A 19,833-nucleotide genomic window follows, 5' to 3' on the forward strand; every position below is an offset into this window, starting at 1 on the left:
GCCAGATTGCATCAATCCTCGCAGGGTTCGGGTGCAATGCCAGAACAGCGGCTCAACCCATGCCGAACCGCCGCTTTCCTCACTCAGGCAGCGAAGTCGGTTGAAGACGACAGCTGTTTCCACGTTTCCGTTTCCTGCGTCACATAAGCGTTTTTCGCAGCGATGGCGGCCAGCGTGTCCGTCCCAAGCGGCAGGCGCAACGGCGGGGACGCCGCGTCGACCAGCGCGATCATCGCGGCCGCAAGCCTGGTCGGGTCGCCAGGCTGGTTGTGATTCAATTGCATGGCCTTGCGGCGAACCGCACCCGAGGTTTCGTCGTAATCGTGGATCACCTCGGGCGCCACGACCAGCGAGGACGCATCGAGAAAGTCGGTACGAAAATACCCCGGCTCGACGACTGTCGCGCGAATGCCCAGCGGTCTCAACTCGGCATGCAACGCTTCCGTGATGCCTTCGACGGCGAACTTCGTCGACGAATACACGCCAAAGCCCGCCGCGGCACGATAGCCGCCAATCGATGAAACATTGATCACGTGGCCCGAGCGGTTCGCGCGCATGGTCGGCAATACAGCGCGCGTGACGTTGAGCAAGCCGAAGACATTCGTGTCGTACATGCGACGCACTTCGTTGTCGGCGGATTCTTCCACCGCGCCAAGGAGACCGAACCCGGCGTTGTTGACCAACACGTCGATGCGGCCGAATTTTTCAATCGCGGCCTGCACCGCCGCCTTTGCCTGGGCCTCGTTGGTCACGTCCAGCTCCACCGGCAACAACGCAGCCGACTCGCCAAGACGCTCGCTGATCGCCGCGACCTTGCGTCCGGCGGCCACCACCGCGTTGCCGTCCGCGAGCGCAGCTTCAGCTATCAACGCGCCGATGCCTCGCGATGCGCCGGTGACGAACCATACCCGCTTGAAACCACCCTGTTGAACGTTAGCCATGATGTCTCTCCTGCGTGTGTGATGAAGTGATGCCATCGTAAGCTCGGCGATTGACACAAACTAGCCGTACATGATTGGCGACATAATCAACTTTTATTTGCTAATTGGGGATTCGCAATACTGCCGCGGCAAGAGGCGCGCGACGAAGACGATCGTTGAGGCAAGGGTCGCCTTTTGAATCGCGCGGACGTCAGCTCCATCAGGTTCGACAAAACCGCGACCAACTCGCCGGGGCGATCCGAAGCGGTCGCGCGGCGCAACGGCGGTATCATGGGCACGTCTTCGCATGTGCGAGCCGCCCGACGCGGCTCCTTCCAGATCATGATTTCATCTCTTTCCTCATCGTTATTGCGCCGCGCGGCGGTCGTGGTCCTCGTGTTCGGCACGCTGGCCGCGTGCCAGAAGAACGACGCGTCGGCCGGCCAGGTCGCGGGCAAGCTGAACGACGCCGCGCAGCTTGCCGGTCAGAAGCTCGATCAGGCCGCGAGCTACGTCGGCCAACAGGTCGACGCGACCAAGGACGCCGCGCAACAGAACCTCGACTCGGCCTCCGCGCCGTCGCTCAAGATCGACCCGGCCGCGCTCGCGTCGAGCGCGCAGGCCAACCTGCAGAACGCGGCGAGCGCGGCCAACGCGCAGCTCGGCAAGGCCGCGTCGATCACGGGCCAGGGCCTCGAAACGGCGGGGCGCAAGCTGCAGACGTGGTCGGCGCAGAATGCGGGCGCGTCGGCTTCGTCGACTGCATCGACCGATTCCGCCGACGCGCAGAAGCAGATGGATAAATGACCCGCGCCGTTCGATCCGGTTTCGCCGTTTGACATTAGCTTTATATGTAATTACGATGGATACACATTGTCGTTTCGGGACGGATCTGCCGTGAACACGAGTAGCCGGTTTGCCTTTGCCGTGCATGTGCTCGCGCTGTTGTCGCTACAGGGCGGCGTGCCGTTGTCGTCGGAGATGATCGCGGGCAGCGTGAACACCAATCCCGCGCTCATTCGCCGGCTTCTGAGCATGCTCTCCGACGCCGGCATCACCGCCTCGCAGATGGGCGCCGGTGGCGGCGCGTTGCTTGCGCGGCGGCCGGAACGGATCACGTTGCTCGACGTCTATCGCGCGGTGGAAGACGCACAGTTGTTCGCGTTGCATCGCGAGGAGCCAAATCCAGCGTGCATGGTGGGGCGCAATATCCAGAGCGTGCTGAGCGGGATCATCGACGAAGCGCAGCAGGCAATGGAAGCGACGCTGGCCGCGCGCACGCTCGCCGACGCGACCGCCGACGTGGTCCGCTCGGAGAAGCAGCGCGAGCGCAAGCGCCGTGCTTGAGCGTGTCTTCGCGCGCAAGACTCGTCGGCGGTGAACGATAGAAGCGCAGTGTCGTAGGGCGCGGGTCGAACTATTCCGGCACGCGTGCCAAACAAAGGAACGGGGTGAGCGCCCCGCTTTTTTTCTCGTTATATGTAACTATAAAAGTTACATATAAGACAACCTGAGGAGTACGCTGATATGAGCAAGCAACTGAAGATCGCCCTGTTTGGCGCGACTGGCATGATCGGTTCGCGGATTGCCGCGGAAGCCGCGCGTCGCGGGCATCAGGTGACGGCGCTGGTGCGCGATCCGGCGCGCGTGCCGACCGGCGTCGCGAATCTGCATGCGGCGCAGGCCGATCTGCTCGACGCCGCGAGCGTCGGCGCGGCGGTGCGCGGTCACGACGTGGTCGCAAGCGCGTATGCGCCGCCGCAGGGCGATCTCGCCACGCTGACGCAAGCGACACGCGCGCTGGTCGAGGGGGTGCGCGCGGCGGGGCTGAAGCGCGTCGTCGTGGTAGGCGGCGCGGGCTCGCTCGAAGTCGCACCGGGCAAACAACTGGTCGATACCGACGGCTTTCCGGACGCGTACAAGGGTATTGCACTCGCGCACCGCGACGCCTTCGAGTACTACCGCGGCGTGACCGATCTCGACTGGACGTTCTTCGCGCCAGCCGCGCTGATCGCGCCGGGCGAGCGCACCGGCAAGTTCCGCACGGGCGCGAACACGCTGATTGCGGACGCGGACGGCAACAGCCGCATTTCGGCCGAAGACTACGCGATCGCGTTCGTCGACGAACTGGAGCAGGGCCGCTTCATCCGCCAGATCGCGACGGTCGCGTACTGACGAGCGGCGGTCCGAATTCGCCGGCCGCGCAAGCGTACTAACATTCGGTTACGCATGTTCGGCCGCGCCGGGCGAAACTGCGGCTACACTGGCGTCTGCCGTTTTCTCACGGATTGCCATGCAGTCATGCCCGTCGCGGCGTGAGTCCGAGGCTGCGCCGTCTGGCGGCGGGCAGCAGCCGGCGATTCTCAGCGCCCCCCATCTCTCCTCCGCTCACACCGCTCGCGACACGGCCAGCGGCGACGCCCGCCCGCGCGCGAGCACAGATGCCGTCGGTTGGTTTGCCGCGCTGCTGTGCGCCGCGCTGATTCTGTGCCTTGGCGCGCTGCCGCGCATGGCGCAAGCCGCGGGCCCCGCGGTCGGCGGCGGCACACCGGTGATCCCGGCATTGCAGAGCCTGATCAACAGCGCGACGGTGAACGCGACGCCGGCGTCCGCGGCATCGGGGGCGTCCGCGCCCGAGGCGGCGTCGGCGCCGTCGCCCGCGAGCCAGGCGGAGCTGGCGCGCTCGCTCGACAGCGTGATCGCCACGCTCGACAACGACCGCCAGCGCAGCGCGCTCGTTGCCCAGCTGAAAAAGCTGCGCGACGTGTCGCAAAGCGCCGCGCAAACCGTCGGGCCACCTGCGCCCGCGTCCGCGCAACCTAGCCCGGGCCTGCTCGGCGCGATCGCCTCGGGTATCGCGTCGTTTGAATCCGACGTGCATCAGGGCCGCACGCCGGTGCGCTACTGGAGCGGGCGCGTGACCGCGGCCGGCAACGAGCTGTACACGATCGTCTCGGGCCAGGGACACGAGGGTGTCGGCACGATCCTGTTGGCGATGCTGGGGATGCTGGCCGGCTGGGGCGCCTGTGCCGGCGCGCTGATCTATCTGCAGCAACGGCTGCACCGGCGCTTCGGTGTCGAGCTGGTGCTGCGGCCCAATCCCACCACGCGCGAGCTGCTGATCTTCGCGTTGCGCCGCGTCGGTCCGTGGATCATCGCGTTCATCGCGGCGCTGCTGTTCATGCGCGCGATGCCCGATTCGCTCGGCCGCACGCTCGGCATGGTGGTCGCGTATGCGATCGTCGCGGGCGCGGTGTTTTCCGCGATCTGTCTGATCATGTTTTCGCTGTTCGGCTCGGGCCACCGCCGCGTCGCGGTGCGCCTGCTGATCGATCACGCGCGCCGCGTGCTGTTCGTGATCGGCGTGTGCGGCGCGCTCGGCGACGCAGCCGTCAATTACGACGTCGAGCATCAGCTCGGCACCAACCTCGCCGCGCTGATTTCGACCGCGGCCAACATGACGGCCGCCGTGCTGACCGGCTATTTCGCGCTCGCGTTTCGCCGGCCGGTCGCGCATCTGATCCGCAACCGGCCGTACGAACAGCGCAACGACCACAAGGCCGCGACCGATGCGTTCGAGGTGCTCGCCGCGCTGTGGCACGTGCCGGTGCTGGTGCTCTCGGCCGCGTCGGTGGTCGCGACGCTCGGCGGCGCCGGCTCCAGCGAAAACGTGCTGCAGATCTCGATCGTCACCGCGCTGCTGCTGGTGCTGGCGTTCTTCCTGTCGGCGATCGTGCTGCGCATGACGCGGCCGCGCAGCGCCCGCGCGCGGCGCCGCTCGCCGTATCTGACGCGGCTGCTGCGCTTTTGCGGCACGTTGCTGACATTGTTCATCTGGCTGTTTTTCTTCGAATCCGCGGCGCGTCTGTGGGGCGTGTCGCTGGCCGCGATGATCGAGAGGAACGTGGCGGCGCGCGGCATCGCGCATGCGATGACGGCGATCGTCGCCACCGTGTTCATCGCGTGGCTGCTGTGGATTCTGGTCGACACCGCGATCACCGAGACGCTCAATCCGGGCAGCCCGCGCAACAAGGCGCGCAGCCCGAGCATGCGCGCCCGCACGATGTTGCCGCTGGTGCGCAACGTGTTGCTCGTCACGATCATGACGATCGGTGCGATCGTCACCGCCGCGAACCTCGGCATCAACGTGACGCCGCTGCTCGCGGGCGCGGGCGTGATCGGTCTGGCGATCGGTTTCGGCGCGCAGTCGCTGGTGACCGACCTGATCACCGGCCTCTTCATCATCATCGAGGACACGATCTCGGTCGGCGACTGGATCGACGTCGATGGCGGGCATGCGGGCACGGTCGAGCATCTGTCGATCCGCACCGTGCGGCTGCGCGACGGGCAGGGCGCGATCCACGCGATTCCGTTCTCGCAGATCAAGATCGTGAAGAACCTGTCGCGCGATTTCGCGTACGCGGTGTTCGAGGTGCGCATGTCGTTCTCGACCGATGTCGACGAGATCACGCAGCTGATTCGCGAAGTCGGCGCGGAGCTGATGGCCGACTTCCGCTACCGGCGCGAGATGCTCGGGCCGATCGAGGTGTGGGGCCTCGACCGCTTCGATCCGAACTGGATGGTCGTCAAAGGGCAGATCAAGACGCGGCCGCTGCAGCAATGGAGCGTCGCGCGCGCGTTCAATTTGCGGCTCAAGCGCAAGATGGACGAGGCCGGCATCGAGATTCCGGTCGCGCATATGCGGGTGTACACATCGTCGAAGGATCGCGAGGGCGAGCCGCTGCGCGACGATGAGATAACCGGGTTCGTCGCGCCTGTGAATGCCGGTGCCGATGACAGCCGGCATGCGCATGGCGAGGCGCAGCAGCCGGCGCGGGACGGCGAGCGCGGCAAAACCCATCAAAGGGCGCATGAACCCACTCGCGAAAGAGACCGCGAAGCGGCGCACGAGTATCCGCGCGAAGCTGAGTATGAGGTGGGCGTCGTTGGCCCGTCGGCGCGCGCGTCGACACAGGTGCCGCTTGCGCCCGCCCGTGACGTGTCGCACGAACCGCGTCCGGCGCCGCCGACGACCGGACAGACCGCGCCGATTCCGCCGCAGATTCCGACGGCGGGTGATGTGGGTGGGAAGAATTGAGGCGGGGGTGTGTTTGGGGGCCGTGCAACCGTCAAACCATCTCCGCCGCGTCGGCCATGCGCACGATGTCGTTCACGTGTGTGCCGATGCGCGCGCCTTCGACGCCATAGATATGCAGCGACACCGCCGGCGCATCACTGCTGTTGCCAAGCCGATGAATCGCAGCACGGCCGCCGCGCACGAACGACACTGCGCCGCGTTTGCGCGTCTGAGCGCGCAGCGCGCTCGCGCATTGATGCGCGTCGTCCCATTCGAAGACCGTTTCGCTCAGCTTGCCCTCGACCACCCCGTAACCGCACCAGGTGTGATGCGCGTGCACGGGGCTCGCCTGGCCGGGCTGCCAGACCAGCGCGGCAATCGCATAGCGGCCTTGCGGATCGGCGATGAGCAGATGGCGCCGATAGGTGTCGGCGGAACCTTCGCGTTGCATCGGTGCGAGCAGAGCCGGGTCGGCGGCCGCCTCGGCGAGCGCGAGCCGCATGGTGCGCGCGAAGAACGTCGAATGGGACGGCTCCGGAAATTTCGCGCAGGCTTCGAACATTGCGTCGAGCGTGTCGCACAGGCGCTCGAGCGGTGTGCGCCCGATCTCGCCCAGCGTTTGTGTCGGTAACGCGGCCGCTTCAAGTCGGGCCGGGTCCGGCAGCGACTTCAGGTAGTCGGGAAGGTGCTCGAAAGCGGTGGCGCGAAGGTCGTCGCTCATGGTTTTATTGCAGCGCGGGCGCTGCTGTTCGGCAATTTTCGGTATCGATATTTATACCGGTTTTCCCGGAGAAAGAGTTTCCATATAATTCCCTCGACCGTCAGAAAAGTAGAATAATTTCCTATGAGGGGTGGTGGTATGAGTATGGATATCATCGATCGGAAGCTGCTCGAATTGCTGCAGGCAGACGCGACGATGCCGATCGCCGAACTCGCGCAGCGCGTGAACCTGTCCCAGACGCCTTGCTGGAAGCGGCTGCAGCGCCTGAAGGAGGCGGGCGTGATTCGCGCGCAGGTGGCGCTGTGCGACGCGCGCAAGCTCGGGGTCGGAACCACGGTGTTCGTGGCGGTGCGGACGAATCAGCACACGGAGACATGGGCCGCCGCATTTACGCAGGCGGTGCGCGATATTCCCGAAGTGGTCGAGGTCTACCGGATGAGCGGCGAGACCGACTATCTGCTGCGCGTGGTGGTCTCCGATATCGACGACTACGACCGGATCTACAAACAGTTGATCACGGCCGTGCCGCTGTACGACGTGAGTTCGAGCTTTGCGATGGAGCAGATCAAGTATTCGACGGCATTGCCGGTGCGGCCGGTTGTGACTGTCACAAATAACGGCTGACGCGCGACATGCGATGGGGCGGTGACGAACGAACGGAACACGGGTTCGCTACGATGGCGACGTGGTCGATGCATTTAAGGCGACGGGACAGCACAGACCAAAATCACCAGCAGCGACACGAGGCAGACCGGGTGCCGTCAGGAGCGCCGCTTGCTGCCTCGACAGTAAACGCGCCACAGCGCATCCGTACTGCTCCCCCGGCTGCAAGCCGCGTGCAAGCCCACGGGGCGTAGAATGCCGCCTTCTCCGACCCATCCGCGACTGCGTCGCGAATCGAGCCCGCTTCATGACCAGACCGCCGCGCAAGAAGAATCCGACCTTTGGCATCTCCGTCTTTATCGTGGTGGCGATCCTGCTGGTGATTGCCACGCTGTTCTATAACGCGATCCGCGAAAAGCACGAGTTCGACAGCCAGCCCACGCAGGTGCCGCCGGTTGCTTCGCAGGCTGCCGCGGCGGCCACCGCGATGAAACCGGCGAGCGGCGCCGCGCAATAACGCCCGCGCGCTTCCTGCTTCACTCCTCCGGTAGCCGGATCATGCTCGCGTCTTTGCGAATCTGCGCGGACGCCGCGAGCATCTGCTTGCATTGATGCGCGAGCAGCTTCGTGTCATGCACGGCATCGGCCGTATAGTCCGGCGATTTCTCCGTTTCGACGACCATCGCATCGAGCTCGCGACTCATCAGTTTGATCTGCTCGCCCTGCTCGGCGGGCAACGCGGTGCCGGCTTCGGCGGCGCTCAGGTTGTCGCGCACGAGGCTCAAAGCGCGCTGCAGCGGCTGTAGCGAGATATCCTCGACCTGGTGCTGCTGTTGCGCGGAAGTGCGCAACAGCGGCGCGGCGGCCGTGATCTGCGACGCGAGCACATGGCTGCGCACCAGCAGACCGTTCAACTCCGGCACGAACTTCTGCGCGGACTTCGGTTCGAGCATCATCCGCTGGAACGCCTGACCGAGATTCGCGAACGCAACGTGAACGTTCTTGCGCGCGAGCCGATAACGGTAATCGCGGTCGAGCGCGGTCGCCGCGGCGGCAGCGGCGACCGATGCACCGCTTGCCGGCCGCGCGGTCGCGTTGCGGATCGTGGTGGTGTCATGGCTGGCCTCGTCCGCGTTCGCCTCGGCATTGGCGTCGGCGACCGGCTGTGCCACGCCGGCGCGCCCAGCGCCGCGCGCACCGACGCCACCCGCCACTTCGGCACCGGCACCGGCACCGGCACCGGCACCGGAGCCGGAGCCTGCGACGGCGAGCGCCGGGCCGCCAAAGCCGATCGCCGGATCCGCCATCGCCGCCGCCGGCGCGCGCGCGCCCGCTTCGGTCACGGCCGCGATCACCGCCGCGGCCGGTTTGCCGCTCCACCACCAGCTCGCTTCGAGATACTGCCGCGTCGCGCTGATCATGTTGTTGACGAGCTTGCCCATCAAGCGGTACTCCCAGTACGGGAACAGGTGGCTTGCCGCGATCGCGATCGCGCAGCCGACTACGGTGTCGATCGCGCGCTCGCCGATGATGCGCATGCTGCCCGGCGCGAGCAGATGGAACAGCAGCAGCACATACGATGACGTGAACACGACGCTCGCCGTGTAGTTGAACAGCAGCAGGCTGTAGCTCATCACCATCGACGCGAACAGCACGACCATCAGGATGTGCGGCTCCTTCACGAAGATGATCAGCGTGATGCTCGCCGCGCAGCCGATCAGCGTGCCGATGATCCGCTGCCCATTGCGCTGCTTGGTCAGCGAGTAGCCGGGCTTCAGAATGATCACGGTGGTCATCACGATCCAGTACGCGTTCGTGAGCGGCAGCAGGCGGCCGAGCCAGAAGCCCACGGCGACCGCGATCGTCACGCGCAACGCGTGTCGAAAGCTCGGCGAGGCCATTGTCAGATTCGACAGGATCTGCCCGAACGGCACGCGCCGGCTCGACACGAAACGGCTCAGCGCCTGGTCGATGCGCAGTTCGGTTTCGGTCGGGCTCGGCCCGGTGGCAAGGCTTCGGCGCATCTTGTCGATCAGCCGCGTGGCGCTCCAGATGCGGCGGAAATTCGACGACACGGCCGAATACGCCTCCGGGTTCTGCGTCGGCAGCTCCTGCTTGCGCATCAGTTCGATTTCATACTCGATCGCGCGCAATTCCGCCTTCACGTTCACGCGCATGCGCGGCGCCTGGTTCTGCAGCACCGCGAGGCCGATCTCCTCAAGATCTTCGGCCGCCTTGCGGATCAGATCGCGATAGAACACCAGCAGATCGGAGCCGCCGAACGTGCTGCGCACGAGCGTGTAATCGGTTTGCGCGCCGACGAACAGCTCGTGCAGATCGACGCTATTGATGAACAGGTTGTAGAGCATCGCGCGGCGTGGTTCGAGCTTGCCGCGCTTCAACCTGGGCAGATTGCGCAGCACCATGTCGCGCGCGGCGTCCTGGCGATCGACCGCGGAGATCTGCTTGTCGACGAGGTTGCGATAGCACTCGTCGAGATCGTTGTCGAGATCGTAGAAGGCGGCGCGCGCGAGCAGATAGTCCGCGCACGCGAACACGCTTTCGGCGAGCGCCTGCTGCTCGATCCGATGCATCATCCAGCGGCTCACGAAGGTCGACCAGTACGTGTACCAGAGGCCGCCGAGCAGGATCCACGACGCGTTGACGAGCGCCTGCAGCGGCGTGAAGTGTTCCTCCAGCGTCATGATCATCATGAACAGCGTCGCGAAGCTGATCTGCGGCCAGCGATTGCCGTACACGACGATCAGCGACAGCACGAACGTGAGCGGCACGACCGTGCACCACAGCGCGATCGGATTGACGGTGGCGAGGCCGGTGGCGAGCGCGGACAGAAAGCCGATCACCGAGCAGGCCAGCATCTCGTTGTGCTTGTACTTGAGCGGGCCCGGCATGTCGACGACGCAGGCGCCGAGCGCGCCGGTCGCGATCGTGAAGCCGAGGTCACGATTGTGAAACACGATCAGGCACAGGATGGCCGGTAACGACACGCCGACCGCGATGCGCAGGCCGCCATAAAAATACTGGCTATAAAGGAATTTTCTTATTTCGACCGAATAGCGCATCGACTACCTGAATCCATTCACCGAGAAAACCGCAGTTGGAAAGACAGCGCGAAACTGCCGTCGAGTCTAACTGATTTTGCGCGCGTTCTGACCTCGTCCATTCGGCGAGGTTATGCCTTGGGGATGGGTTTGTTATGCTGTCGCTTCAATGTCCGCCGTGGCTCGCGCGCATCGCTCGCGGGCCATCAGCGTGCCAAATGTGATCCGGAATCCATGCTTCAGCTCTTCTACTCGAACCGCTACGAAACGCTGGTGGGCGCGCTGCTCGGCGACCTCGCGCAAGCGCCGTCCGATCCGTGGACCGCGCGGCCCGTGATCGTGCCGAGCGCGGCCGTGCGCCGGCGGCTCGAGCTCGATATCGCCGCGCGCCAGGGCATCTGCGCGAACGTTAACTTTGGTTATCTCGCGCAATGGCTGTGGGCGCAGATCGGCGGCGTGATCGAGGTGCCGAAGCATTCGCCGTTCGCGCCGGACCGGCTCGTGTGGCGCTGCTACCGGCTGCTCGACGACTCAGACGAAGCGCTGCCGTGGAACGCGTCGCCGCGTCTGCGCACCTATCTCGATGCGGCCGACGCGTCGATGCGCTACGAACTCGCGCGTCGCGTCGCGACCGTGCTCGATCACTATCTGACTTATCGCCCCGAATGGCTGCTGCAATGGCACAAGGGCGGCTCGATCTTCGCGAGCGGCGCGGCTGACGACACCGGTCCGCGTCTGACCGGCGCGAGCGACACGGCGCGCGAGGACGAGCGCTGGCAGGCGGCGCTGTGGCGCGCGGTGCTCGCCGAGCTCGCGCAAGCCGGCGGTCATGCGCAAACATCCGCGGCCGCGCTGCCGCCCGCGTATCGGTTCCTCGATGAAATCGCGGCGCTCGATCTCGAGGCGATCTCGAACGCGCGATGGCCCGAGGCGGTCAGCGTGTTCGCGCTGCCGACCATGCCGCCGCTGCATATCGCGTTGCTGCGCGCGCTGTCGCGCTGGATCGACGTGCGTCTGTACGTGATGAACCCGTGCCGCGAGTTCTGGTTCGACGTGGTCAGCGAAGGGCGCGTGCAGGCACTCGACGCGGCGGGGCAGCTCGACTATCAGGAAGTCGGTCATCCGCTGCTCGCCGAATGGGGCCGCCAGACTCAGGCGCAGCTGCATATGCTGCACGAGCTGACCGAAAGCGCCGCATCGGCCGAGACCGGCGACTTCACCGAAAACCCGGAGCCGAGCTGGCTCGCCGCCGTGCAGAACGGCATCCTCGCTTTGCGCAATGAGGCCGATGCCGACGAGTTGCCTATCGAGCGCGGTATCGAGGTGCACGTCTGTCATAGCCTGTCCCGGCAGCTCGAAGTGCTGCACGATCGCCTGCTCGGCTGGTTCGACGAATTCGACGATCTGCAGCCGTCCGACGTGCTGGTCGCGGTGTCCGATCTCGCGGCGGCCGGTTCGCTGATCGATGCGGTGTTCGGCACCACGCCTGCCGGCGACACGCGCCGCATTCCGTACCGCATTACCGGCCTGCCGCCGTCGCAGGCCAATCCGGTCGCGCGTCTGTTGCTCGACTGGCTCGCGCTGCCCGAGCGCAGCGTCGGCGCGCCGGATCTGATCGAATGGCTGCGCGTCGATGCGGTCGCGGTGCGCTACGGCATCGATGCGAATTCGCTCGAAGCCGCGCAGGAATGGCTCGCGGCCGCCGGCGCGCGGCGCGGGCTCGCGCCGCTCGAACCGTTGGCTGAACACGTGCCGGTCGCGCGTCATACGTTCGCCGATGCGCTGACGCGCCTGTACCTCGGCTACGCGATGCCGGCAGGCGGCGAACCGGTCGATGCGTGGCTGCCGGTCGAAGGCGCGGGCGGTTCGGATGCTGAACTGCTCGGTCGTCTGTCGCGTTTCGTCGACGACATCGACAGCTTCGCGGCGAGCTGCGCGATCGAGCGCACGCCGTCCGACTGGTCGCAACTGCTGCTCGAAACGCTCGGGCAGTGCTTCGACGGCGGCGTCGAGTTCGCCGATTCGCTCGCGGCCGTGCGCGACGCGCTCGATGCGATGAGCGCCGCGATGCAGGCCGGCGCGCATGATGTGCTGCTGCCGGCGTCGGTGGTGCGCACCGCGCTCACCGAAGCGCTCGACGACCCCGCACGCGGCGGCGTGCCGTGGGGCAGCGTGACGTTTTCTTCGCTGACGAGCTTGCGCGGTTTGCCGTTCCGCGTGGTCTGCCTGCTCGGCATGGACGACGGCGTGCTGCCGTCGCTCGCGCGTGCCGACGAATTCGATCTGATGGCCGCGTTTGGCAAGGCCGGCGACCGTCAGCGCCGCGACGACGAGCGCAATCTGTTCCTCGATCTGCTGCTCGCCGCGCGCGAGCGGCTCTTCATCGCCTACACGGGCCGCAGCATTCGCGATAACGCGCCGCTGCCGCCGGCCGCGCTCGTCGACGAACTGCTCGATCATCTCGCGCAGGTGTCGGCGGGCGAGGACGCGAGTCCGGCCGAGGTCGACAGTGCGCGGCGCGAGTTCATCGTCGAGCATCCGTTGCAGGCGTTCGCGTCGGACTACTTCGCGGCGAAGCCCGACCTGTTCACCTACGACGCCGATCGCGCCGAACTGGCCACGCTGCTTGCCGAACCGCAGCATGCCGCCGCCACGCTGTTCTTCGATCAACCGCTGCCGCCGGAAGACATGCACGAGGTGGAGTTCGACGACTTCGTGCGCTTCTGGCGTCATCCGGCGCGCGCACTGCTGCGCGACCGGCTCGGTATCGCGTTGTCGGATGCGCAGGGCGAGTTGCTCGACACCGAGCCGTTCGATCTCGACTATGCGGGCCGCGACGCACTCGCCGAGCGCCTGCTGCCGGTCCTGCTAGACGCCGGCACCGACGACGAGGTGATCTATAGCCGCGTGCAGCGCGTCGCCGAGGCGAGCCCCGAGTTGCCCGGCGGCGCGACCGGCGCGGTGTGGCGCGCGCGCGAGCTGTCCGCGCTGCGGCAGTTGGCGCAAAGCGTGCGGCGCGAAGTGGCCGCGGGCGTCGAGCGTTTGCCGTTCGTGCTCGACGTCTCGCCGCGCTGGCCGCAAGGCGGCGATGGCACCGACGGCGCCGTCTCCCTGTTTGGCGACTACGACGCGCTGTTGCTCGAGTCCGCCGAAACGCCGCTGCATTTGCGCGGCACGTTGAACCTGCTGACCGGAACGGGACAAGTGATCTTTCGTTATGCCAAAGCCAGCGCGCGAGACTATCTGTCCGCGTGGCTCGCGCATCTGGTCTATTGCGCGGCGCAGCCGGACGGCCCGCGCCGCACCGTGTGGCACGGCAGCGGCGAGAGCTTCGAGCTCGCGCCCGTCGCGGCTCCGCTCGACGAACTCGCGCCGTTGGCTGCGCTCTTCAATGCCGGCCGCCGGCTGCCGCTGCGCTTCTTCCCGAAAAGCGCATGGGCGCGGCTCAGCGAAAGCGAATCGGCGGCGCAAGGCGTATGGGTCAACGACCGCGTGCGCGGCGAATCCGACGACCCCGCGTTGCGCATCGCGCTGCGCGGCACACCGCTCACGCTCGACGAGCCGTTCGGCAGCCTCGCCGCGATCGTTTTCAAGCCACTGATCCAGCATTTGCGGAGCGCCTCATGAGCGACGCGCTGCGCCATCAAAGCCTCGCCGCCGACGAACTCGACGTGTTCGCATGTCCGCTCGACGGCGTGAACCAGATCGAAGCGTCGGCGGGCACCGGCAAGACGTGGAACATCTGCGCGCTGTACGTGCGGCTGCTGCTGGAAAAGAACCTGAACGCGGATCAGATTCTCGTCGTCACGTTCACGAAGGCCGCGACCGCGGAGCTGCACGAGCGCATACGCGGCCGTCTCGCGGAACTGCATCGCGCGATCGAGATGGACGACGACGGCGACGATCCGTTCATCCGCCGGCTGTTCGAAACGACGCTCGCGCCGGAGCGCGGTATCGAGCGCGAGGCCGCGTTGAAGGTCGTGCGCCGCGCGCTGCGTACGTTCGATCAGGCCGCGATCCACACGATCCACGCGTTCTGTCAGCGCGCCTTGCAGGAAGCGCCGTTCGCGGCCGCGATGCCATTCGCGTTCGAGATGGAAGCCGACGACGCGGCACTGCGTTTCGAACTCGCCGCCGATTTCTGGCGCGAGCAGGTCGAGCCGGTCGCGCATGCGCATCCGGCGTTCGCCGCGTGGCTGGTGGCCAAGCGCGCCGGTCCCGCGTCGCTCGACGAGCAGCTGGCCCGGCGCCTGAAAAAGCCGCTCGCGCAATTGCGCTGGGGCAGCGTCGGCGCGGACGGCGCAAGCGCCGATCCGCAGGCCGGCTTCGATGTCGCGTGCGCGATCTGGCGGGCCGAACGCGACGCGATCGTCGCGCTACTGGCCGAGGCACAGGAGCGCCTGAGCAAGACCACGCACAAGCCCGATCACGTGAGCGCCGCGATCGCCGCGTGGACCGACTACTTCGCGCAGGGCGATTGCCATGCGCCGCCGCCGCGCGCCGCGCTGAAGCTGACGGCGTCGGCGTTGAAGAAGGCAACCAAGGTCAAGTTCGAGCCGCCCGCACATCCGTTCTTCGAGCATGCCGACGCGCTGGCCGCGGCCGTGGTCGCCGCCGAGGCCGCGCAGCGCGCGCGCTGGCTCGCGCTGGTGCAGACATGGCTCGACTACGCGCCGGCCGAGTTGGTGGCGCGCAAGCGCACGCGTCGCGTTGTATCGTTCGACGATCTGCTCGCGAATCTGTATCGCGCACTGGCCGGGCATGGCTGGCTCGCCGATGCATTGCGTAGCCGCTATCCGGCCGCGCTGATCGACGAGTTCCAGGACACCGATCCGCTGCAATTCGCGATCTTCAGCCGCATCTTCGCGCCGGCGGGACCGCTGTTCCTCGTCGGCGATCCGAAGCAGGCGATCTACAGTTTTCGCGCGGCGGATCTGCATACGTATCTCGCGGCGCGCGAGTCGGCGTCCGCGTGCTACACGCTCGCGGTCAACCAGCGTTCGACCGCACCGATCGTCGAGGCGTGCAACCGGATCTTCGAAGCGAACCGCCAGGCGTTCGTGCTCGACGGGCTCGACTATCAGCCAGTGCGTGCGGGCGAGCGGCGCCGCGCGCCGTTTACCGATCCCGACGCGAGCGGCGGCGATTTCCGCATCTGGACGTTGCCGCGCGGCGCAACGCCGCTGGACAAACGCAGCGCGCAGCGCGCCGCGAGCGAAGCGTGCGCGGCCGAGATCGTGCGGCTGTTGCGAGGGGCGCGCGAAGGTGTCGTGACGATCGGCGACAAGCCGCTCGCACCGGGCGATATCGCCGTGCTCGTGCAGACGCACAAGCAGGGCAGCCTCGTCAAACGCGTGCTCGCGGCGTGGGGCGTCGGCAGCGTGGAGCTTGCGCAGGCGTCGGTGTTCGCGACGCTCGACGCCGAGCAGATCGAGCGCGTGCTGGCCGCCATCGACACGCCCGGCGATCTGCGTCGCCTGCGCGCCGCGCTCGCCACCGACTGGCTCGGGCTCGATGCCGCCGCGCTGTGGCGTCTCACGCAGCTCGCCGATGCGCCCGCGGCCGTTGACGAACCCGCGCCGGCGCTCGACGCCGCCGACGCGATGGGCTGGGTCGAGCGTTTTTCGCGCTACCGGATGCTGTGGCACGAACGCGGCTTCGCGGTGATGTGGCGCACGCTGGTGCGCGAGCTGCGCGTCGCGCAGCGGCTCGTCGCGGGTGTCGACGGTGAGCGTCGGCTGACCAACGTGAACCATCTCGCCGAGCTCGTGCAGGCGCGCGCGGCCACCCAGCCCGGCATCGCGCCGACCTTGCGCTGGCTCGCCGCGCAGCGCGAGCAGGGCGGCGGTGACGAGGCCCAACTGCGGCTCGAGTCGGATCGCAATCTCGTGCAGATCGTCACGGTCCATAAATCGAAGGGACTCGAATACGCGGTCGTGTTCTGTCCGTTCCTGAACGATGGCGGCTTGCGCGAGCCGCCCTCGTCGGGCTTGCCCGATGCGCGCGAGTATCACGACGACAGCGGCGACGCGGTGCTGCACTACGGTTGCGACGAAGAGGAAGCCGAGCGCGCCTCGCGTTACGCGGTGCGCGAGCAGGCGGCGGAACGCGCGCGGCTCGTCTATGTGGCGCTCACGCGCGCGGTGTATCGCTGCTACCTGGTCGCGGGCACGTATCTGTCGTCGCGCTCGACGAAGGAGTCGCGGCGCAGCGTGCTGAACTGGCTCGTCGGCGGCAGCGGCCACACGTTCGACGCCTGGCTCGCCGAGGCGCCCGACGAGGCCGCGCTCGCGGCGAGCTGGCAGGCGCTCGCGGGCGGACCGGTCACGTTGCGGGGGCTGCCCGAAGTGACGCGCCGCGTACCGCTCGAAAGTCTGCGGGATCAGGGCGCGCATCTGCACGCGCGCGCGAATCGGCGGCCGTTGCGCGATCAGTGGCGCATGGCAAGTTTCAGCGGGCTGATCGCGGCCGGCGGCAGGAGCGGGGATGCGCACGCGCCGCAGGAAGACGTGCGGCCCGACCACGATGAAATCGCCGATGCGCTGCCCTCCGCGCCGCTGCTCACGCCGCTCGCCGCGGCGAGCGCCCCGGCGCATGCCGACGACGACATCCTCGGGTTCCCGCGCGGCGCGGCGGCCGGCGATTGCCTGCATCGGATGTTCGAACTCGCCGATTTTACCGAGGCGCGCACCTGGCCCGACGCGATCCGCGGCGCGCTGCGCGAGCGTCCGGCGCCGGCCGCGCCCGAGCTCGCCGCGCGCTTGCCCGCGATGATGCATCGGCTGATCGCCGACGTCGTCTCGACCGAACTCGTGCCGGGCATGACGCTCGCGCGGCTCGATCCGCGTCGGCGCCTGAACGAACTCGAGTTTCTGTTCGCGGCCCCATCGCTGGATTTTCGGGCGCTGCGCGAGCTGCTGATCGAATACGGCTATCCCGACGTCGCGCTGGAGCCCGGCGTGCTGCGCGGGTTCGTCAAAGGATTTATCGACATGATCGTCGAGCACGACGGCCGCTTCTGGATCGTCGACTGGAAGTCGAACCATCTCGGCGACACCGCCGCCGACTACGCGGCCGCGCCGCTCGAAGCGGCGATGACGAGTCACGCGTACCACCTGCAGGCGCTGCTTTATACGGTCGCGCTGCATCGCTATCTGAAGACGCGCGTGCGCGACTATGCATACGACACGCATATCGGCGGCTATCTGTATCTGTTCGTGCGCGGCGTGCGGCCCGACTGGCGCGATGTCGACGGTGCCGCCGGTGTGCACAGGCGGCGTGCGCCGTTCGAACTGGTGGCGCTGCTCGACGCGGCGATGATCGGAGGTGGCGCATGAGCACGCCCGGCACGCTTGATGAGCGCGCGGCCGCGCCGCTCGGGCTCGAAGACATCGGCGTCAACCTGCCCGCACCGGCCGATTTCAGCATCGCGCTCGCCGAAGGGTTCGCGCGCCGTATCGGCGTGCTCGCGCGGCGCGGTGGCGCCTCGACCGAGGTGGTGAAGTGGGCGGCGCGCGGCGCGTTCGCCGCGAGCCGCGCGACCGCCGAAGGGCACGTGTGCGTGCCGCTCGCGACGCTCGCGCGCTGCTTCGACGCGTCGAGCGCCGAAGTGCGCGCGGCGCTGCTCGCGAGCGGCATGGCAAGCGATGGCGCGGCGGACGCGGCGGGCGCGGCGGCGTTGCGCCCGCTCGTGATCGACGCGCAGGGGCGTCTCTATCTCGCGCGCTACTACGACTACGAGCGGCGCCTGGCCCACGCCCTGGTCGCGCATGCGACGGGCGAGGCGAGCACCGCGAAGGCCGACGCGGACACCACCCCCGCCGCTTTGCGCGAACGCCTGCTGCGCTACTTCGGTCCGCCGCGAGACGACGACGTCGACTGGCAACGCGTCGCGGCCGTGATGGCGCTGTCAGGGCGGCTGACGATCGTCAGCGGCGGCCCGGGAACCGGCAAGACCACGACCGTGGTCGGCGTGCTTGCGTGTCTGCTCGATGCGCGGGCCGATTTGCGCATCGCGCTGGCGGCGCCGACCGGCAAGGCGGCGCAACGGATGCAGGAAGCGTTGCTCGCGCGCGCGGGCGACCTGCCGCCCGAACTCGCCGCGCGTTTGCCGCAGACCTCGTACACGCTGCATCGATTGCTGGGGTCGGGGCCGGGCGGGCGCTTCCGGCATCATCGCGATAATCCGTTGCCGTATGACGTGGTCGTGATCGACGAGGCGTCGATGATCGACGTGGCGATGGCCACGCATCTGCTCGACGCGATCGGGCCGCAAACGCGGCTCGTGATGCTCGGTGACAAGGACCAGCTCGCCGCGGTCGAAGCCGGCGCGGTGTTCGCCGAACTCAGCGCGCGGCCGGCGTTGAGCGCGCGCGGATTGCAATGGGTCGCGCAGGCGCTCGACATCGACGAGGCGCGGCTCGCGCGGGCTTTGCCGCGCGCGTTGCGTGAAGTCGATGAAGCAGCGTTAGACGATTTATTTGCGCCGCCCGAGACGCCGCAAACCTTCGAGTCACCCGCGTCGGGCGATCTGTTCGGTGACGGCGTGACATCGGCGACTGGCGAGCAGGCAGATCGCGATAAGCGATCTGCGATCGAACGCAACCCGCTCGCGGACTGCGTCGTCTGGCTCGAGCGCAACTACCGGTTCGGCCTCGAGTCGCCGATCGGCCGTTTGTCCGTCGCGATTCGCAACGGCTCACCGAGCGCGGCGCTCGACGTATTGCAGATCGACCCGACCGAGGTCTGCGCCGCGGCGCTGCACGAGGACGCTCACACGACGCTGGCCGAGCGCACCATCGCGAGACTTGCCGGTGGCTTCGCGCCGTACGCCGACGCGCTTGCCAGGGCGCTCGCCGTCGATACGCCCGATCCAGTGCCGCTCTTCGACGCACTCAACCGCTTCCGCATCCTCTGTGCGACGCGGCTCGGACCTCGCGGCGTCGATCAGGTCAACGCGGCGATGGCGGCTGAGGTGCGCCGCGCCGCGGGCGTCACGCTCGCGGTCGGCGCGCAGTGGTTTGCCGGACGTCCGGTGATGGTGACGCGCAACGATTACGCGCTGGGTCTGTTCAATGGCGACATCGGCATTGCGCTGCCGGGCGCGGGTGGCGCGCTGCGCGTGTACTTCCGCACCGGCGACGGCGGTGTGCGCGCGGTGTCGCCGGCCGCGCTGCCGCCGCACGACACCGCGTTCGCGCTGACGGTCCACAAGTCGCAAGGTTCGGAGTTCGAGCAAGCGGTGCTGGTGCTGCCGTCGGCGTTCAGCCGGGTGTTGTCGCGTGAGCTCGTGTATACGGCGATTACTCGCGCGCGCGAACGCGTCGAGGTGATCGGCGCGCGGGCCGTGCTCGCGCAGGCGATCGCGACGCCGACGCAGCGTGATTCGGGGCTGGCCGCGCGGATTGCCGAAGCATCGCGTTGATCGCGCGGCAGCAGGCAGAAAAAGCG

Annotated in this window: 12 protein-coding genes; 9 read left to right on the forward strand and 3 right to left on the reverse strand. The window is 67.5% G+C overall.

Translation table 11 applies throughout. The features are described 5' to 3' along the window. Positions 1-83 precede the first annotated feature (83 nt). The gene (locus HDG32_RS23950; RefSeq protein WP_184071204.1) at positions 84-941 is read right to left on the reverse strand and encodes an oxidoreductase; all 858 of its coding nucleotides are present in this window, start codon (positions 939-941) and stop codon (positions 84-86) included. Positions 942-1,262: 321 nt separating this feature from the next. On the opposite strand from HDG32_RS23950, the gene HDG32_RS23955 reads away from it, so the two are divergent. From HDG32_RS23955 to HDG32_RS23970, 4 genes are all read left to right on the forward strand, one after another. Continuing rightward, positions 1,263-1,727 (forward strand): hypothetical protein, encoded by a 465-nt coding sequence (locus HDG32_RS23955; RefSeq protein ID WP_184071329.1) that lies wholly within the window; start codon positions 1,263-1,265, stop codon positions 1,725-1,727. Between the two features lie 90 nt (positions 1,728-1,817). Beyond that, positions 1,818-2,267, forward strand: coding sequence for an Rrf2 family transcriptional regulator (locus tag HDG32_RS23960; protein WP_184071206.1), 450 nt, complete (start codon positions 1,818-1,820; stop codon positions 2,265-2,267). Positions 2,268-2,447: 180 nt separating this feature from the next. After that, positions 2,448-3,095 (forward strand): NAD(P)-dependent oxidoreductase, encoded by a 648-nt coding sequence (locus HDG32_RS23965; RefSeq protein WP_184071208.1) that lies wholly within the window; start codon positions 2,448-2,450, stop codon positions 3,093-3,095. Between the two features lie 118 nt (positions 3,096-3,213). Further along, the gene (locus HDG32_RS23970; protein WP_184071210.1) at positions 3,214-6,018 is read left to right on the forward strand and encodes a mechanosensitive ion channel family protein; all 2,805 of its coding nucleotides are present in this window, start codon (positions 3,214-3,216) and stop codon (positions 6,016-6,018) included. Between the two features lie 31 nt (positions 6,019-6,049). On the opposite strand, the gene HDG32_RS23975 is transcribed toward HDG32_RS23970, so the two are convergent. Next, a complete protein-coding gene (locus HDG32_RS23975) occupies positions 6,050-6,718 on the reverse strand; it encodes a cysteine dioxygenase family protein (RefSeq protein ID WP_184071212.1) in 669 nt (222 codons plus the stop codon). 138 nt (positions 6,719-6,856) lie between these two features. Here HDG32_RS23975 and HDG32_RS23980 point away from each other — a divergent pair, with 138 nt between their 5' ends. After that, positions 6,857-7,342, forward strand: coding sequence for an Lrp/AsnC family transcriptional regulator (locus HDG32_RS23980; protein ID WP_184044147.1), 486 nt, complete (start codon positions 6,857-6,859; stop codon positions 7,340-7,342). 286 nt (positions 7,343-7,628) lie between these two features. Beyond that, positions 7,629-7,838: a hypothetical protein gene (locus tag HDG32_RS23985; protein ID WP_090804099.1), complete on the forward strand. Its 210-nt coding sequence runs from the start codon at positions 7,629-7,631 to the stop codon at positions 7,836-7,838. A gap of 19 nt (positions 7,839-7,857) precedes the next feature. On the opposite strand, the gene HDG32_RS23990 is transcribed toward HDG32_RS23985, so the two are convergent. Continuing rightward, positions 7,858-10,404, reverse strand: a complete 2,547-nt coding sequence (locus tag HDG32_RS23990) for an FUSC family membrane protein (RefSeq protein WP_184071214.1) — start codon at positions 10,402-10,404, stop codon at positions 7,858-7,860. A 213-nt stretch (positions 10,405-10,617) separates the two neighbouring features. Here HDG32_RS23990 and recC point away from each other — a divergent pair, with 213 nt between their 5' ends. The 3 genes from recC to HDG32_RS24005 are packed head-to-tail and all read left to right on the forward strand — an operon-like array spanning position 10,618 to position 19,807. After that, positions 10,618-14,010: an exodeoxyribonuclease V subunit gamma gene (gene recC / locus HDG32_RS23995; RefSeq protein ID WP_184071216.1), complete on the forward strand. Its 3,393-nt coding sequence runs from the start codon at positions 10,618-10,620 to the stop codon at positions 14,008-14,010. Further along, positions 14,007-17,720 carry an exodeoxyribonuclease V subunit beta gene (gene recB, locus HDG32_RS24000; protein ID WP_184071218.1) on the forward strand — a complete coding sequence of 1,238 codons (3,714 nt, stop codon included), beginning with the start codon at positions 14,007-14,009 and terminating at the stop codon, positions 17,718-17,720. The genes recC and recB overlap by 4 nt, the downstream gene beginning before the upstream one ends. Then, positions 17,717-19,807 carry an AAA family ATPase gene (locus HDG32_RS24005; RefSeq protein ID WP_184071220.1) on the forward strand — a complete coding sequence of 697 codons (2,091 nt, stop codon included), beginning with the start codon at positions 17,717-17,719 and terminating at the stop codon, positions 19,805-19,807. Before recB ends, HDG32_RS24005 begins: the two co-directional genes overlap by 4 nt. Positions 19,808-19,833: the final 26 nt, after the last annotated feature.

Origin of the sequence: Paraburkholderia sp. CI2, from assembly GCF_014201055.1 — a bacterium.
Lineage (GTDB): Bacteria > Pseudomonadota > Gammaproteobacteria > Burkholderiales > Burkholderiaceae > Paraburkholderia > Paraburkholderia tuberum.

Excerpts from the sequence above, each read along its gene's own strand:
- recB (WP_184071218.1), top strand. The coding sequence starts at position 14,007 with ATGAGCGACGCGCTGCGCCATCAAAGCCTCGCCGCCGACGAACTCGAC.
- HDG32_RS23980 (WP_184044147.1), top strand. The coding sequence starts at position 6,857 with ATGAGTATGGATATCATCGATCGGAAGCTGCTCGAATTGCTGCAGGCA.
- HDG32_RS23950 (WP_184071204.1), bottom strand. The coding sequence starts at position 941 with ATGGCTAACGTTCAACAGGGTGGTTTCAAGCGGGTATGGTTCGTCACC.
- HDG32_RS23970 (WP_184071210.1), top strand. The coding sequence starts at position 3,214 with ATGCAGTCATGCCCGTCGCGGCGTGAGTCCGAGGCTGCGCCGTCTGGC.
- HDG32_RS23985 (WP_090804099.1), top strand. The coding sequence starts at position 7,629 with ATGACCAGACCGCCGCGCAAGAAGAATCCGACCTTTGGCATCTCCGTC.
- recC (WP_184071216.1), top strand. The coding sequence starts at position 10,618 with ATGCTTCAGCTCTTCTACTCGAACCGCTACGAAACGCTGGTGGGCGCG.
- HDG32_RS23990 (WP_184071214.1), bottom strand. The coding sequence starts at position 10,404 with ATGCGCTATTCGGTCGAAATAAGAAAATTCCTTTATAGCCAGTATTTT.
- HDG32_RS23955 (WP_184071329.1), top strand. The coding sequence starts at position 1,263 with ATGATTTCATCTCTTTCCTCATCGTTATTGCGCCGCGCGGCGGTCGTG.
- HDG32_RS23965 (WP_184071208.1), top strand. The coding sequence starts at position 2,448 with ATGAGCAAGCAACTGAAGATCGCCCTGTTTGGCGCGACTGGCATGATC.
- HDG32_RS23975 (WP_184071212.1), bottom strand. The coding sequence starts at position 6,718 with ATGAGCGACGACCTTCGCGCCACCGCTTTCGAGCACCTTCCCGACTAC.
- HDG32_RS24005 (WP_184071220.1), top strand. The coding sequence starts at position 17,717 with ATGAGCACGCCCGGCACGCTTGATGAGCGCGCGGCCGCGCCGCTCGGG.